General features: G+C 51.8%; 12 protein-coding genes. 3 read left to right on the top strand and 9 right to left on the bottom strand.

What is annotated here, in order from left to right:
• Positions 1-44: 44 nt before the first annotated feature.
• Positions 45-1,415, bottom strand: a complete 1,371-nt coding sequence (gene mpl / locus EDF88_RS18420; protein ID WP_064515800.1) for a UDP-N-acetylmuramate:L-alanyl-gamma-D-glutamyl-meso-diaminopimelate ligase — start codon at positions 1,413-1,415, stop codon at positions 45-47.
• Between the two features lie 174 nt (positions 1,416-1,589).
• Here mpl and fbp point away from each other — a divergent pair, with 174 nt between their 5' ends.
• Positions 1,590-2,588 (top strand): class 1 fructose-bisphosphatase, encoded by a 999-nt coding sequence (gene fbp / locus EDF88_RS18415; protein ID WP_064515797.1) that lies wholly within the window; start codon positions 1,590-1,592, stop codon positions 2,586-2,588.
• A gap of 232 nt (positions 2,589-2,820) precedes the next feature.
• Here fbp and EDF88_RS18410 read toward each other — a convergent pair whose 3' ends face one another.
• The 5 genes from EDF88_RS18410 to ytfQ all read right to left on the bottom strand — a co-directional run bounded on the left by EDF88_RS18410 (position 2,821) and on the right by ytfQ (position 9,096).
• Positions 2,821-4,386: a methyl-accepting chemotaxis protein gene (locus tag EDF88_RS18410; protein WP_064515794.1), complete on the bottom strand. Its 1,566-nt coding sequence runs from the start codon at positions 4,384-4,386 to the stop codon at positions 2,821-2,823.
• A 79-nt stretch (positions 4,387-4,465) separates the two neighbouring features.
• Positions 4,466-5,467 carry a galactofuranose ABC transporter, permease protein YjfF gene (gene yjfF, locus EDF88_RS18405; RefSeq protein WP_134186292.1) on the bottom strand — a complete coding sequence of 334 codons (1,002 nt, stop codon included), beginning with the start codon at positions 5,465-5,467 and terminating at the stop codon, positions 4,466-4,468.
• Positions 5,454-6,485, bottom strand: coding sequence for a galactofuranose ABC transporter, ATP-binding protein YtfT (gene ytfT, locus EDF88_RS18400; protein ID WP_134186290.1), 1,032 nt, complete (start codon positions 6,483-6,485; stop codon positions 5,454-5,456). The genes yjfF and ytfT overlap by 14 nt, the downstream gene beginning before the upstream one ends.
• Positions 6,486-6,495: 10 nt before the next feature.
• Positions 6,496-7,998, bottom strand: coding sequence for a galactofuranose ABC transporter, ATP-binding protein YtfR (ytfR, locus tag EDF88_RS18395; protein WP_134186288.1), 1,503 nt, complete (start codon positions 7,996-7,998; stop codon positions 6,496-6,498).
• A gap of 141 nt (positions 7,999-8,139) precedes the next feature.
• A complete protein-coding gene (gene ytfQ, locus EDF88_RS18390; protein ID WP_064515782.1) occupies positions 8,140-9,096 on the bottom strand; it encodes a galactofuranose ABC transporter, galactofuranose-binding protein YtfQ in 957 nt (318 codons plus the stop codon).
• 293 nt (positions 9,097-9,389) lie between these two features.
• Between ytfQ and ppa the strand changes: the two genes are divergently transcribed.
• The gene (gene ppa / locus EDF88_RS18385; protein ID WP_064515779.1) at positions 9,390-9,917 is read left to right on the top strand and encodes an inorganic diphosphatase; all 528 of its coding nucleotides are present in this window, start codon (positions 9,390-9,392) and stop codon (positions 9,915-9,917) included.
• A 196-nt stretch (positions 9,918-10,113) separates the two neighbouring features.
• Here the strand turns inward: ppa and EDF88_RS18380 are convergent, their stop codons facing one another.
• Genes EDF88_RS18380 through tamA form a run of 3 tightly spaced genes read right to left on the bottom strand, consistent with a single transcriptional unit; the run spans position 10,114 to position 15,967 of the window.
• Positions 10,114-10,458, bottom strand: a complete 345-nt coding sequence (locus tag EDF88_RS18380) for a gamma-glutamylcyclotransferase (RefSeq protein ID WP_064515775.1) — start codon at positions 10,456-10,458, stop codon at positions 10,114-10,116.
• 2 nt (positions 10,459-10,460) lie between these two features.
• Complete coding sequence (locus EDF88_RS18375) at positions 10,461-14,237, bottom strand: translocation/assembly module TamB domain-containing protein (RefSeq protein ID WP_064515772.1); 3,777 nt, start codon at positions 14,235-14,237, stop codon at positions 10,461-10,463.
• A complete protein-coding gene (gene tamA / locus EDF88_RS18370; RefSeq protein WP_064515769.1) occupies positions 14,234-15,967 on the bottom strand; it encodes an autotransporter assembly complex protein TamA in 1,734 nt (577 codons plus the stop codon). The genes EDF88_RS18375 and tamA overlap by 4 nt, the downstream gene beginning before the upstream one ends.
• 213 nt (positions 15,968-16,180) lie before the next feature.
• Between tamA and msrA the strand changes: the two genes are divergently transcribed.
• A complete protein-coding gene (gene msrA / locus EDF88_RS18365; RefSeq protein ID WP_064515767.1) occupies positions 16,181-16,819 on the top strand; it encodes a peptide-methionine (S)-S-oxide reductase MsrA in 639 nt (212 codons plus the stop codon).
• Positions 16,820-16,844 lie beyond the last annotated feature (25 nt).

Here is a 16,844-nt window from a genome sequence, read left to right as displayed (position 1 = left end):
CCATAAAAAAACCCGCATTTGCGGGTTTTTTTATGTCTGTACGATTACTGGTTTTCTGATTTTTTAGCCAGCGCATCCAGCAGCTTCTGGTGAATACCACCGAAACCACCGTTGCTCATCACCAGAATATGGTCGCCAGGTTGAGCCGTTTTCACCACCATATCCGCCAAAGTGTCGACATCTGCACTCCAGTAAGCAGGCTGAATACAGGCTTCAGCCACTTCAACCACTTGCCATGGAATATGCGGAGGCTGGAGCAAGAAGACTTCGTCTGCACGACCTAAAGAAGGTGCCAGATCATCTTTGCTCAGGCCCATTTTCATGGTGTTAGAGCGTGGCTCAAGCACTGCGAGAATACGTGCGGTGCCGCCAACTTTGCTACGCAATGCCGAAAGTGTTGCCAGAATCGCCGTTGGATGGTGAGCAAAATCGTCATATACCGTCACGCCGTGCGCTTCGCCACGTAATTCAAGGCGACGACGTGCATTGATGAAGCTATCCAGGGCTTTCGCGGCATCTGCTGGTGTAACACCCACATGGCGTGCTGCGGCAATCGCCATCAGCCCGTTATGCATGTTGTGTTCGCCAACTAGCTGCCAGTGGACTTCACCGACACGCTCGCCATCCAGGTAAACTTCCCAATTAGATGCATCAGGATTAAGCTTCTTCGCCTGCCAGTGGCCTTGCTCGCCCACCAGCTCTTGCTCGCTCCAGCAGCCCATTGCCAGCGTCTGCTTAATGTTGGTGTCGTTCTCAGGCCAGATGATTTTCCCCTGCCCCGGAACAATACGCACCAGATGGTGGAACTGTTTCTGAATCGCTTTCAGATCGTCAAAGATGTCCGCGTGATCAAACTCAAGGTTATTGAGGATCAATGTACGAGGGCAGTAATGCACGAATTTGGAACGCTTATCGAAGAACGCGCAGTCGTATTCGTCAGCTTCAATCACGAAGAATGGGCTGTCGCCCAGGCGTGCAGAAACATCGAAATTACCCGGTACGCCACCGATCACAAAGCCAGGCTTGTAGCCACAGGCTTCCAGAATCCACGTTGCCATACCTGCAGTGGTGGTTTTACCGTGTGTACCCGCCACAGCCAGCACCCAACGGTCGCGCAGCACAAAATCGTGCAGCCACTGTGGGCCAGACATGTAAGGAATACTTTTCTCAAGCACCGCTTCAACGCACGGGTTTCCACGCGTCATTGCGTTGCCGATGATCACCAAATCCGGCTGTGGATCGAGTTGGCTTGGGTCGTAACCTTGAATTAATTCAATACCCTGCTCTTCAAGCAGAGTGCTCATTGGAGGGTACACATTGGCATCCGAGCCCGTAACCTGATGGCCGAGTGAACGAGCCAGCATAGCAAGGCCGCCCATGAACGTGCCGCAAATACCCAAAATATGAATACGCATAAAACTATCCTTTTATTATTTGGCGCACATTCTAACCGTATGTTGGATGCTGGCAAATCGCATTTAAGTTAATTCCGCATTTTGCTGGCGCGATTCACCTGTACGCTACTATTTGAAAGTTTGTTAGGATTGTTGCAGTCGTTTCATTTAATTAACAGAAGCAGGGAAAGTGTTATGAAAACGTTAGGTGAATTTATTGTCGAAAAGCAGCATGAGTTCTCGCACGCAACCGGTGAACTGACTGCCTTATTGTCGGCAATAAAGCTCGGCGCAAAAATCATCCACCGTGATATCAACAAAGCAGGTCTGGTTGATATTTTGGGTGCCAGCGGAGCTGAAAACATTCAGGGCGAAGTGCAGCAAAAACTTGACCTGTTCGCAAACGAAAAACTGAAAGCAGCACTGAAAGCCCGAGGGATTGTGGCCGGTGTTGCTTCCGAAGAAGAAGATGACATCGTTGTTTTCGAAGGCGCGGAACATGCCAAATATGTGGTGCTGATGGACCCGCTTGATGGTTCATCAAACATCGACGTGAACGTATCAGTTGGTACCATTTTCTCTATCTATCGCCGTATCACGCCGGTAGGCACTCCTGTCACCGAAGCCGATTTCCTTCAGCCAGGCAACCGTCAGGTCGCGGCAGGTTATGTGGTTTATGGCTCTTCAACCATGCTGGTTTATACCACCGGCTGTGGCGTTCATGCCTTCACCTACGATCCTTCTCTTGGCGTGTTCTGCCTGTGCCAGGAGCGTATGCGCTTCCCGGAAATTGGCAGCACCTATTCTATCAACGAAGGGAACTACATCCGTTTCCCGCAGGGTGTGAAAAAGTACATTAAGTTCTGCCAGGAAGAAGATTCAAACACCCAGCGCCCGTATACCTCGCGTTATATCGGTTCTCTGGTTGCCGACTTCCACCGCAACCTGCTGAAAGGTGGGATTTATCTTTACCCAAGCACCGCAAGCCACCCGCAAGGGAAGCTGCGTTTGCTGTATGAAGGCAACCCGATGGCGTTCCTTGCGGAACAAGCTGGCGGTAAAGCGAGTGATGGCAAAGAGCGTATTCTGGATATCATCCCGGAAACCCTGCACCAGCGACGTCCGTTCTTCGTAGGTAACGAACATATGGTCGATGATGTAGAACGCTTTATCCGTGAGTACCCGGACGCATAAGTTTCTGCCCTCCCTCGATCCTCTCCCACGGGAGAGGATAAATAGCGCTCCATACCCTAAATAATTGAAACTGCATCAAGGCGGCAAGTGAGCAAATCCCGATGAGCTTACTAGAGTAAGTGATTATTAGGCCCATTCATGGGCCTACCCCTTCGGGCCGCTGCTAGCAGCGTTCAAATCTGCTTTCAGCAGATTTGTCGGGTGCGTGAACGCAGCCAACGCGGATGCGGCTTCAAGTATGACGGGTACACCTGAACGTTGCCATCGCAGCCACCAAGTGCTGTGACTGCTCCTCAAGCGAACGCGTAGCCGCTGTTGATTCCTGAACCAATGCCGCATTCTGCTGCGCTGCCTCATCCATCTGGCTCACCGCGATATTCACCTGCTCGATACCATAGCTTTGCTCGTTTGACGCATTAGCGATTTCACTCACCAGACGGGTCATACGCATCACTTCTTCGGCGATTTCATCCATCGTTTCCCCGGCTTGCTGCGCAAGTTCACGACCTTCGCCAACATGATTTTGCGAGTCCGAAATCAGCGTACGGATCTCTTTTGCGGCGTCAGCGCTGCGGCTTGCCAGGATACGAACTTCGCCCGCTACCACCGCAAACCCGCGCCCTTGTTCACCTGCACGCGCTGCTTCTACCGAGGCGTTCAGCGCCAGAATATTGGTCTGGAAGGCGATGCCGTCGATAACACTGAGGATGTCGGCAATACGGTCGGAACTACTGGAGATATCACGCATTTTTTCAATCACATAGCACACCATTTCGCTGCCACGATCGGCGGTATCAGAAACGTCTTTTGCTAATTTATGTGCTTGCTCGGCGTTGTCGGCGTTCTGTTTCACGGTCGCGGTGATCTGCTCCATGCTGGCAGCCGTTTGCTCAAGAGAAGTGGCGGTTGATTCAGTGCGTTGGGCAAGGTTCTGGTTGCCTGCGGCCAGTTCGCGGCTGCCGGTATCAATTTGCGAGCTGGCATCGCGCACGCGGCTTACCGATTCCATCAAGGAATCTCGCATGATGGTAATTGCCGTCGCCAGGCGGCCAAATTCGTTGTTACCAGCAGGTGGCAACGTCTGAGTTAAATCGCCCCTGGCGACAAACTCCAGCTGCTCAATCGACTGATTCAACGGCTTGAGCAGTAAATGGCGGAGTGCCAGCCACACCAGCACGATAATTCCGGCGGTGAGCAATGCGGCGATAATAATTAGCGTAAGGACGATTTTCTTATGCAATTGCACCGCTTCAACTTCGCTGTTGCCGCGCGCCTCGCCCCACTGCTTGAAAATCTCCACATCGGTATCAAACTTTTGCGACAGCGGAATCAGCGTCTTTTCCAGCAGATCGTAGTAATCATCGGGGCTTTGTTTGGTGAGCGCTGCGAGCATCGGATTGATGCCTTTTGCGAGGTATTCCGCATAGCTTTGCGCTAAGTTTTGAATCAGTCGATTGCCTTCTTCATCGCTCACGCCGCTGTCGATAAACTCTTTTAGCTGCTGTTGAGCCGCTGCCACATCACTGGCAACGTAATCGGTAGATTTGGTGGCATCTTCCAGCAGGCCAATTTCCATCTGGCGAACCGCCTGCCCTGCACCGTTACGCGCGCGTAGCAACGAAACATAGCCATCAGACAAGCGCACCATCTGCTCGCCCTGTAGGCGATTAATATTCTGGAGTGAGGTTGAGCTTTGTTGAAGAGCAAAAATGCCCATGCCGCTGACAAATAACAACAGGAAGGTCATGACTGCCAGCAATGTCAGCAGCCCCGTGCGAATAGACAAATTTCTCAACATGCTCTTTTCCCGGTGACAGAACGATAGAAACGATTGAAGTGTTATCGACCATCACCGAAGAAAGTTTAGACAAAGCGATTCAGCTTTGACCAGGACGCACGCTAATCCGCTTCACTGGCGAGCTTTGACGGTTTTCCCACAACACCGTCAAACCGCGCTGTAGGGCGATGAAAATAAACAGCAAAATGCCGATGGCGATTTTCGTCCACCACGAACTGAGCGTACCATCGAAGTTGATATAGGTCTGAATCAGCCCCTGAATCGCCACGCCAAACAGCGTGCCCAGCACCGTCCCAACGCCACCACTTAACAGCGTGCCGCCGATAACCACTGAGGCAATCGCATCCAGCTCAACACCCATTCCTGCCAGCGCGTAACCTGCTGAGGTATAGAGCGAAAAGACAATACCGGCGAGTGTGGCAAGCCCGGTTGAAAGCATATAAATGCGCACTGTAGTGCTGCGGGTGGAAATCCCCATCAGGTTTGCCGACGCTGCGTTGCCGCCAATCGCATAAACCTGGTTACCAAAACGGGTGCGGTGCGCAAGGAAAATACCAATCACCACCACGGCCAGCATCAGCAAGCCCATGGCACTCAAACGCCCACCGCCGGGAATGCGCCAGGCAAGGTTTGAAAGCGTGTCGTAAATCGGGTGGTTAATGGGAATGGACTCTTCCGAAACCAGGTAGCTGACCCCACGCAGGAAGAACATCCCAGCAAGGGTGATAATAAAGGCTGGGATTTTTAGCGCGTCGATAAGCAAGCCCATAAACGCGCCAAACGCGCAGCCCATCAGCAGCACCAGCGGGAAGGCCACCAGCGGCGACAATCCCCAGAAGCCAATCGCTTTAGCGAGGAACACCCCGGTAAAGGCGATCACTGAACCGACAGAAAGATCGATGCCGCCGGAGAGGATCACAAAGGTCATGCCAACGGCAATAATCCCCAGGAACGCGTTATCAGTCAGGATGTTGCAAATTACCCGCGTTGAGGCAAAACCGGGGAATTGCGTCAGACAGTACAGATACCCCAGCACAAACACCGCCAGGGTAATCATCAACGGCAAGTTACGTTTGATCATGGCGACGTAGTCCTTTGAGCAAAGCAATAAAACGTGGCGACTGAACAATCAGCACGCACATCACCACCACCGCTTTCACCACCTGGTTAAGCTCAGGCGGAAAACCGGAAAGCAGGATGCCGGTGTTCATCCCCTGAATAATCAGCGCACCAATTACCGAAAGCGCGATGTTAAAGCGCCCGCCCATCAACGAACCGCCACCGATTACTACCGCCAGAATGGCGTCCAGTTCCAGCCACAATCCGGCGTTGTTGGCATCAGCACCACGAATATCGGCGGTAACAATAATCCCGGCGATGGCCGCGCACAGGCCGCTCAAAACGTAAGTCAGCATCACCACAATGCGCGTATTGACCCCGGCGTTTTTCGCCGCGCGAATGTTAATCCCGACCGATTCGATAAACAGGCCCAACGCCGTTTTGCGGGTAAACAGCCAGAAGACCAGCAGCGTTGCCAGCACAATAATCACGGGCGTCGGGAAGAAGAACAGCGAACCGCTGCCCAGATACGAGAGGTTTGGGGAATCAAAAGTAACGATTTGCCCGGCGGTGATAAGTTGCGCCACACCACGCCCGGCTACCATCAGGATTAGCGTGGCAACAAATGGCTGAATCTTAAGGATGGCCACCAGAATGCCGTTCCACAGCCCCGCCAGAACCCCCACGCCGAGTGACGCCAGAATAACTACCGTCAGACTGTGCCCGTCGACAGTTAACGTCGCCGCCGTAGCGCCAGCAATCGCCATCACCGCGCCAACGGAAAGGTCAATGCCACCAGTGGCGATCACCAGTGTCATGCCGATTGCCAGTAATGCGACCGGTGCCGCACGGTTGAGAATATCTATCGGGCTGCCAAACAGCCGCCCGTTTTGCACCACAATATCAAAGAAGTGATTGGCGACCAGGCTATCAACTAACAGCACCAGCACCAACGCGACCAACTGCGGAATACCCGGCGGCCAGCGGAAATTTCTCTTTGGCTTTTCGGCATCCGTTTGCGGCAATGAACGAGGCATCACGTGTTACTCCTTATGCCGCAATGGCATTCATAATTGCCGACACGGAAAGCTCCGCGAGCGGGATCTCAGCCACTTGCTGCCTGTCACGCATGATGATCACACGATCCGCATAGCCCACCAGTTCCTCCAGTTCAGAGGAGATAACTAACAGCGCCAGGCCATCGGCACACAGCGTTTCGATCAAACGGATAATTTCGGCGTGTGCGCCAACATCGATCCCGCGCGTCGGTTCGTCGAGGATCAGAAACTGCGGTTTGGTCAACAGCCAGCGCGAGAGCAGAACTTTTTGCTGATTACCGCCGGAGAGAAACTCGATCGGTTGATCGGGGCCAGGCGTACGGATCCCTAACTGGCGAATAAACCGTTCGGCTATCTGATACTGCTCACGCTTAGGGATGGGGCGCAGCCAGCCGCGTTGGGCCTGTAACGCCAGAATGATATTTTCACGTACTGAAGCGGCGGAAATAATGCCGTCAGTTTTGCGATCTTCCGGGCAAAAACCAATACCCAGCGACGAAGCTTTATGCGGCGATCGAAGTGATTGCGGCTTGCCTTTGATCCACGCATTGCCCTGGTCCGCGGGCTTGATCCCAAATATCACTTCGGCGGTTTCGGTGCGCCCGGATCCTAATAAACCCGCCAGACCAACGATCTCACCCGGACGGACTTCAAGATTGAACGGGTTGATCACCCCTTTCTTACCAAAATCTTTAAACGCAGCGACCGGTTTATCGCTCAGTAAAGTGCGGCCCGCACGGTTAAGTGCATTAGTTTCCAGCTCGCGCCCCAGCATCATTTTCACCAGATCTATCTGCGGCAGATCTTTTGTATTTCTCGTGCCAACAAACGATCCGTTGCGCAGAACAGTGATCCTGTCGGTGACTTCATAAACTTGATCGAGGAAGTGGGTAACGAAGATCAGGCTTACGCCCTGATCGCGCAACTGGCGCATCAGGGTGAACAGCATTTCAACTTCTTTGGTGTCGAGGCTGGCGGTAGGTTCATCGAGAATCAGCACTTTGGCCGAAAGATCGATGGCCCGGCAAATCGCAACGATTTGCTGCATCGCGACAGAATAGCGGTTGAGCGGTTCGGCGACATCCAGCGAGAACCCGTAGGATTCCATCAGGAGGGCGGCGCGTTTTTCCATCTCTTTGCGTTGTATAAACCCAAAGCGACGCGGCTCGCGGCCGATAAACAAGTTATCCGCCACCGACATATTGGGCAGTAGATTGACTTCCTGATACACAGTACCGATGCCGAGTTGTTGGGCATGGGCGGTATTCTTCGGGGAAATCTGTTCCCCTTCGAGATAAATATTGCCGCTATCGCGCTGATAAACACCGGTTAAGGCTTTGATAAGCGTTGATTTCCCTGCTCCATTTTCACCCAGTAATGCCATGATTTCACCCCGATTGAGGCTGAAATCCACTTTGTCGAGCGCCTTAACCCCTGGGAAATGTTTCGATAAGCCTTCCGTGCGCAGAATTTCCTGATTGTTATTTGTGTTCATGAACGCACTCCTGCCAACGCACAACTGTAGGGTGAGATAAGCGCAGCGCCCTCGATCTGGCCCGTGCCTTAATGGCGGATGACGCTACGCTTATCCGCCCTACATAAAACAGCCCTTCCGTTTCGGGAGGGGCATAACTCATCAGTAGCCCATCGATTTCTTCTTCTCGAGCTCTTCTTTCGCGGTATCCGGGAGGTATAGCGTTGATTTGGTGATGGTCACTTTTTCAGGCATGGTGCCATCTTTCTTGAACTTCTCGAGTGCATCGAACGCAGGTCCTGCCATGTTTGGCGTCAGCTCAACACTTGCGTTGGCTTCGCCATCGATCATCGCTTTGTAGATATCCGGCACGCCATCAATTGAACCGGTCAGAATGTCTTTGCCCGGTTTCAGACCCGCTTCTTTGATTGCCTGAATCGCACCGATCACCATGTCATCGTTGTGCGCGTAAACCATGCAGATGTTTTTGCCGTTGTTCTCAGCTTTGATGAAGCTCTCCATCACTTCTTTACCTTTACTGCGGGTAAAGTCACCAGACTGAGAACGAATGATTTTCACGTTGGATGCTTTAGAAATGGCGTCCGCAAAACCTTTCTTACGGTCAATTGCCACGCTCGCGCCTACGGTCCCTTGCAGTTCAACCACGTTACATTGCTTACCATTCAACTCTTTAAGCAACCATTCACCAATCAACTGGCCTTCCAGCACGTTGTTAGCGGTGACGACGGTCATGTACAGCGATTTATCTTTCACATCGATATTACGGTCGAGCAGGAATACTGGGATTTTGGCCTCTTTTGCTTCTTGTAATACTGGCTCCCAACCCGTGGCGACGATTGGCGCAATGAAGATTGCGTCTACGCCCTGGGCGATAAATGAACGTACGGCTTTAATCTGGTTTTCTTGTTTTTGTTGGCCGTCTGCGATTTTCAGCGTGATGCCGCGTTTCTCGGCTTCACTCTTCGCAACCGATGTTTCAGCTGCTCGCCAGCCGGATTCAGAACCTACCTGCGAAAATCCGACCGTTAACGGAGCAGCTATTGCCATAGACGACATGGCTGCGGAGACTGCAGAGACCAAAAGTAAGCGCTTCCACATAGGGACATCCTCGTAGGGTTATTGTTGGTTAAAATCTGGGCGTCGAAAAAACTATAGACGACGTGTGGTGTAACAGAATGAGTTACATCACAATTCCAACAAGTCACGCATAACCTTGTAACCGCTTACATAAGTTTATAAAGAATACGGCTATGTTTATGGATTTTCCCGTTGTCGGAAGGTTCTGGAAAGGGATGTGGGAGAGAAATGAAGGCAAAAAGAGGCGAAGACATTTAAATCGAGTTAGCTATAATACGCGGCACTTGAATGACACCAGTTTAAAGGAAAAAGACATGAGCTTACTCAACGTCCCTGCGGGTATTGATCTGCCAGAAGACATCTACGTTGTTATCGAAATCCCAGCAAACGCTGATCCTATCAAATATGAAGTTGATAAAGACACCGGCGCTCTGTTCGTTGACCGTTTCATGTCTACCGCAATGTTCTATCCGTGCAACTACGGTTACATCAACCACACCCTGTCTTTAGACGGTGACCCGGTTGACGTTCTGGTCCCAACTCCATACCCACTGCAACCAGGTTCTGTTATTCGTTGCCGTCCAGTTGGCGTGTTGAAAATGACTGACGAAGCTGGCGAAGATGCCAAGCTGGTTGCGGTTCCGCACACCAAACTGAGCAAAGAATACGATCACATTAAAGATGTGAACGACCTGCCAGAACTGCTGAAAGCGCAGATATCCCACTTCTTCGAGCAGTACAAAGCTCTCGAGAAAGGCAAATGGGTTAAAGTTGAAGGCTGGGACAATGCAGCAGCAGCTAAAGCTGAAATCGTTGCTTCCTTCGAGCGCGCTAAGAAGTAATTCTCAGCCTCGCTGAATGCTTGTGAAAACACCGCCATCTGGCGGTGTTTTTTTATGTCGAAAGTATATATACCCAAAATAATTCGAGTTGCATCGCGGCGGTAAGAGAACAAGTCCCGATGAGCTTACATAAGTAAGTGATTCGGGCGAGTGAACGCAGCCAACAAAGATGCAGCTTGAAGTATGACGGGTATAACTAGAACTGATCTTTATCCAACCAGTCTCCGCTTTCTATGCGGGTTAATCCATCCACCGATCGTTGGTACACGTACATCCATGCACTGCCGTAAGGTGTCTGAATTAGCTGACGTTTATACTCGCCACCTTTAGTGCGCAAAGCGTCAAGCTCAGAGAGTGTAGAAGCATCAATACGATACACTTCACCCACCACAGAACCTTCACCCGGCACTACCCCCGGATAATGGCCAAGGCTGTATAAAGCGTAATTTTCAACATGATGATCCCCAAGCCACTGGGCGTTGGTCATCCAGTGACTGTTACCTTGCTTGCGTCGTAAACTGCCGTAAACAAAAATTCGCATAGCTAAAACTCAAACTGATAAAGCAGATCAAGTGCCTGATCGATACCAGACACCGCTTCCAGATACAGCTTAGGCATCAGGCGATAACGCAGTGTTAGTGTCGCCAATGAGTCAAAAATACCCACTCCATATTTAACCTGGAGACCTGGCAGTACATAGCCACTGACCACCACTTGTGAGGAATCCCCCACCCCTGCGGTATCAAGCGCCAGATTGCTTACGCCAAACGTCTCGCCGATTTTACCCACAACCTGACCACTTTGTGCAACCCCCAAGCCAACAAGCATTGATGTCATGGCGTTACCATCGTCGCCAGAATTGTCCAAACCCTGCCCGCGAAGCAGGTAGGACAAGGCTTCTTGCTGTGACATGGCCGGATCAGAAAATATCTCAGCTTTCGGCTCATCTGCTGTTCCCGTGACACGAACACCAGCTATTACGTCGTTTTCTGTCGCTTCTGGGTTACGAATCGCTTCGATATTTAATAATGGCTGGTCTGGTGGACCTGAGAATAACAGCTCGCCTTTACGCACGATCAGATCCTGTCCGTACGCATGGAAACGCCCTTCAGGAATATTGATCTGCCCGTTCAGGCCGAGACCCTGACGGTCCTGCACCATTTTTAAATCACCATTCAGACGCGCTTTCAAACCAAACGCATCCAGGCGCACGTTGTTACCAACGTGAATAACCAAGTTACTGTTGATAGGAATGCTTGCCGTTTGCGGTTTAATCGGCTTCAGATTTTTATCCAGCATCACTTCATCACTGGACACGCCCACTGAGCTTTCCGGAACCTCGTGCACCACGATACGTGCCCACGGGATGTCTACACTACCATCAAGCGTGAACAAGCTCGGAGTCGCAACAAACTCAACGTCAGGCGAAACATCAAGGCGCACCATCGGCGGCACAGTAATGCGCACCTTATTGCCTTTCGCCGCCACACGCGCGCGCCAGTTGTCGATTTGCGTCCAGTCAGCATCGCCACTCAGAGCAATATCACCCTGCTTCGTACGCACTGTTCCGGCAAGTGTCGAGTTCATACCGTTAAAGTTCATTGCCAACTGACTTGGCTGCATATCAAACGGCATAAAGTTGCCGTCGATATCCACGCCGTTAACTTGCAACTGGCCGAAGACTTGCGGGCGCTCCAAATTCCCCGCCAGACGTAAGTTAGCGTTAATCTTGCCAGCGGCTTTTTCTCCGCGTGAGAACACCGAATTGGCGATAGCCAAATCAAAGTTGCGCATATTCACATTCCCCGCCAGGTTGCGGCGGTTTTGTGGATCGCTAATTTGAACCTGACCATCGAACTGGCCATTTTGAGCAATGCGAATCAACCAGCCTAGTTTGGCCTGGTTGTTTTTAAGCTCGGCATTGAGATTAAGCGTGTCGAACGCCACCAGCAGCGGGCTGTCGTTCACCATTTGCGTGACTTTCACGCCGTTGCCCGTGAGCGTAACTGAACCTTGTGGCAAGCCTTCAGATTCCGCATCCCAGCTCACATCCGCACGGCCACTAAATGTTCCCACCGCTTGTGTATCAGCTGGCATAAACGGTTTTAGCATCGCCAGATCAAAGCGGTTCAGATTGACCAGCGCACGGCCTTTCACACCTGCATCAATCGGCTGCGGTACACAAAGTTCGGCATTCGGGTTAGTCCAGCAATGCACACCGATATTGATTTTCTGCTCTTTATTGCGGTAATCGAGCGCCAATGAACGGTTAAGTGACCATGGGCCAACTGGCGTTTCAAATCGCGTATTGCTAAGACTGCCACGCCAGCGCTCCTCCGCACGGTCGAAGCTGCCGCTCAAATCAAGCTGCCCGGACACGGGTTCGCCCTGAATGCGCAGTTTTAGCTGGTGCTGTTTTTCGGAGCCTTTTGCGTCAAGCGTTACCAGGCTGAGATCGACACCTGGCTGGGAAATACGCTCAACACGCAGATCCAGATTCCCGGCGATTTGATCGGTGGATTTCACATCCCCTTTCAGCAAGACTCGCGCAATCGACAGCTCCTGCCACCGGAGGTTATTCGCGGTAAGGTCTGCCAGCAGCTGCGGCGCTTTCACATCGCCACGCACTTTAATCGTGCCTTTCGCTGTGCCGCCAAGTCCCGGTAAAGCATTGTCGAGATTCGGTGCATCGATGGTGGCATCAAGCTCCAGATCTTTCGGCCCTAACTCCCCTTTAACATCAGCACTGTTGCGCCCCAGTTCTATATGCAGCCCAGGAGTTTTCCACTGCATGTAACTGTTGCCGTTGAGCTTGCCGGTTACGTTTAGTTTGTTATTTTTGACATTCCCGGCAAGTTTCAGCTCGGAGACATCCACCTGCCAGCTGCCGCCATACAAACTGCCGCTGGTTTTCACCAGACCGTCGAGTTTCGCAGGCCAGTCCGGGAATTGCTTCGCCGTATTGATATCGTCGAGTTTCAGCTCGCCACGCCAGCTAATGGCTTTGCTCCAGTCGAGCACCGCTTTCAAGTCAGTGTTGCCCTGCAACGCAGCGACACGCAGCTTGTCGAGATTAAGCTGTTGCTCGTTGCCTGCCGCATCCAGAGTGATGGTGGCTGGCGGAATTTGCTCGCCTTTCACATCGCTACGGAACGACAATTTATAGTCGGTCATTTTGCCGCTGAATTTCAGTTTCAGGTTGTTGGCCTGGTACTCTTTCTTCCCGGTAAATGGCCAGTAAAGTTGCTTACTGACCACTTCAAGATTGAGCGGCAAGCCTGCTTCAGCAAGCTGAGTTTGCGCAGTGAGTTCAAGATCAACCGGGCCTGAGAGATTCATGCCCACTTTCAGCACATCCCGCAGCTCCCCACCAATCTTCATCTTCACCTTTTCACCTTTGATTGGGTCGATATTCAGCGTGGTGTTTAAGGTTAAGTCGACCGGCCATTTATCGCGTAATTCCGCGCTACCAGTAGCGTTGACCAGCCCTTGCGAGGAATCCACATCCAGTGCATCAAGCTTAAGAGAGCCATCAATACTGCTGACTTTTAGCAACAGGCTGCTGACCAGTAAATCGGTGTCGCCAGTCAGGCGTAAGTTCGCCCCACGGAATTCCTGAATATTCAGGTTCAGCGGCAAATGCACATCGGTCATTTCAGGCAAAACTGGCTTTTCAAACAATTGTTTGAGCGTTTCGCCCAGCGGCAACTCTTCTGGCTGCGGGTTCTGGATCTTCGGCTCAACCACCTGTTCCTGAGCAACTTTGGCCACTTTCGGCAATGCAATCAGCAAACCTTCGAGATTGGTTGGCGTAACGGTCACGTTGCGTTCTTGCCAGTTCAGGCCGGAAGTAAACTCCATCACCGAAACAGTGGTGTTATCAATCTTGATATTGACGTTATTAAGCGCCACGCGACTTAGGGTAATCGGATACGGCGTGGTGAGATTGAGCGGGCCGGTGTCTTCTTCCTGAACCGGTGCTGCCGGAGGCATTTTTTTGCTGTCGATAACGACATCAATGTCTTTAAGCGAGAGATTATTCACGCACAGGCTGCTATCACGCAGGCAGCCTAGTTTCACAGCCAGATTAATTTCGCCGGCATTCACATCAACGCCAGGTTGTTGGTAGCGCAAACCTTTGATGGTCAAATTGCGCCAGCCGCCCGTGACGCTTGCGATATCCAGCCCCGGCACCCAACGGTTTGCGGCGTTAAATAAGACGTGCAGCCCGGTGGTAGTCCCCACCAGGAAACCCACAGCACCAATCAACAGCACCACAAAAACCAACACCGCGAGGCTTATTTTCTTCCAACGACTCATAGTTCAGGCCCCAAACCGATGTAAAACTGTAAACCATGCTCATCTTTATCAGCCACCGGGACCGCTAAATCGAGTTTGATGGGCCCAACCGGCGACTGCCAGCGTACGCCAAAGCCTGCACCCGTTTTATAGTTACTCTGTTTGATATCGTTGACTGCTTCGCCAGAATCGACGAACACCGCCCCCCACCATTTCCCGGTAACGTTGTATTGATACTCCAGCGATCCGGTAATCATTTTTGACGCACCGGTCAGTTCGCCTTTGTCGTTTTCAGGGGAGATGGATTTGTAGGAATAGCCGCGAATACTGCGGTCACCACCGGCAAAGAAGCGTAAGTCTGGCGGCACTTTGTCGAAGTTATTGGTTTCAATCCAACCCACATTGCCACGCACCACAAAACGGTGTTTTTCCTGCAACGTTCGAATCCAGACTTGCTGCGCCTGGAATACCCCGAAATCGACGTCCGAGCCCCATGAGGTATCGGAAATATCAATCGAATAGCGTTGGGAATCGCCCCAGGTTGGCATCAAACCACCACGCGAACGGGTACGGTTAAGGCTCAAACCCGGATAAAGCAGCATCGTGGTGTTGGTTACGTCTGCCTGGGTAAAGTGATCGAGACTCCAGCGCAGGTTAATGGCGTGCTGCCAACCGCTGGATAAATCCCAGTATCGTGAGACCGCAAGGGTGCTGGAGTCGGACTTAGTATCGTTCAGATCGGTCGCTTTAAAGCCGCCCTGCACCAGATAATATTGTTCCAGCGGGTTTTTAAGCAGCGGCATTTTGTAGCTGAAATCAACGATCTGTTCTGGTGCGGAAAGGCTGATGCTGCTGGTCAGGCTGTGGCCGTAAGAGTTCATCCACGGTTTTTTCCACGTCGCTTTTACGCGCGGCCCAACATCGGTGGAATAACCCACACCGGTTTCGATGGTGTTCTCAGTACGTGGTGAAACAACACCATGCAACGGTAATACTTTGGTTTCGCGAGACTTGTCGAATTCCGGCGCAACCACCACCGAATTAAACCAACCTGTCGCTGATAAACGGCGGTTTAACTCCGCCAAATCTTTCGACTGGTAGTAATCACCCTGTTTGAAAGGCACAAGATTTTGCAGGTACTCTTCGCGAATTTGTGAGCCTTCAAAAGTCACGGCACCAAAACGATAACGCTCGCCGCTGTTGTAATCGATGTCCCAGAACGCCTGGCGGCGCTCAAGCGAAACACCTAGCTGGCTTTTAAGGAATTCACTGTCGAAATAGCCCTTTCGCACCGCAATGTTGGAAAGGTCTTTTTTGAAGCTGTCGTAATCGTGATGATTGAGGATAGTGCCAATCTTCGGGCGCTCACCGAGCAGCGCGATGTAGTCTTTATCGTCACGTGCTCCGCCGCGCAGAATCACATCGGTGCCGCCAATCAGCACTGGCGGGCCGGGATCGACTTTGGCAATCAAAACCTGGCGTCCTTTGGCTGGTGGTGGCCGCAGGTCGAAATCAATGGTTGGCTCATAATAGCCGAGCGCTTTCAATCCATTACGGATAGCGTCATCCACACGCGCACGGAAACGCCTGTCTGGCGTAACTTCATCACTCTGGATAGTTGAAAGCTGAGCGCGAACGTTTTTTTGCAGTTCACCGCTTAGCCCTTCCACCTGTAAACGCACGTTGGCAGCGCTGGCCCACGTGCTTACCAGGCATAGGCAAGCCGAGCAAATAGTACGGAATCGTGGCACGTTTTCTCCTGAATATCCTTGTTCCCACCCCTGGAAGGAAACGTCTTTGTTACAAAACCCCAACAATTGGGGTTGAAAACTGCACAATAACCCAAATAATTCTTATATGTACTGTAGTCTCATCCAGAGGAGTTATTGTCTGCAATAACACGCCTCGTTACAACCGCATGGCGGTTGTTGTTAAATTTAGCCAACATCGGGAGAGCATGACTGATGAAATTATTTGAGAAAACCCATCCCGTAACGCAGTCAGAAGCGTTGCCTGGTCGCAATACCCCGATGCCAATCGCCTCTTTACATGCGGTAAACGAGCATTCCATGACAAATGTACCAGATGGGATGGAGATCGCTTATTTCGCAATGGGTTGTTTCTGGGGTGTCGAGAGAATGTTCTGGAGAATTCCGGGGGTTTACAGCACCGCCGCAGGTTACGCCGGGGGCTTTACGCCTAACCCAACCTATCGCGAAGTGTGTAGCGGAATGACCGGGCACACAGAAGCGGTGCGTGTGGTTTACGACCCGCAAGAGGTAAGTTACGAACAGTTATTGCAAGTGTTCTGGGAAAACCACGATCCAGCACAGGGAATGCGCCAGGGTGGTGACGTTGGTACACAATATCGCTCCGCAATTTACCCATTAACGCCAGAACAGGATGCCGCTGCCCGCGCAAGCTTCGCACGCTTCCAGGAGGCGATGACTCTCTCCGGCGACGAGCGCCACATTACGACTGAAATTGCCAACGCCGGTCCGTTCTACTATGCCGAGGACGACCACCAGCAGTATCTGCACAAAAATCCATACGGCTACTGCGGCATTGGTGGAATTGGTGTGTGTTTACCGCCACAGAGTTAAAGCATTTGTACAATCGGTTACCCTC

Origin of the sequence: Buttiauxella sp. BIGb0552 (assembly GCF_004366275.1) — a bacterium.
In the GTDB taxonomy this organism is placed as follows: Bacteria; Pseudomonadota; Gammaproteobacteria; order Enterobacterales; family Enterobacteriaceae; genus Buttiauxella; species Buttiauxella gaviniae.
This window is presented reverse-complemented; position numbering and strand designations above follow the sequence as displayed.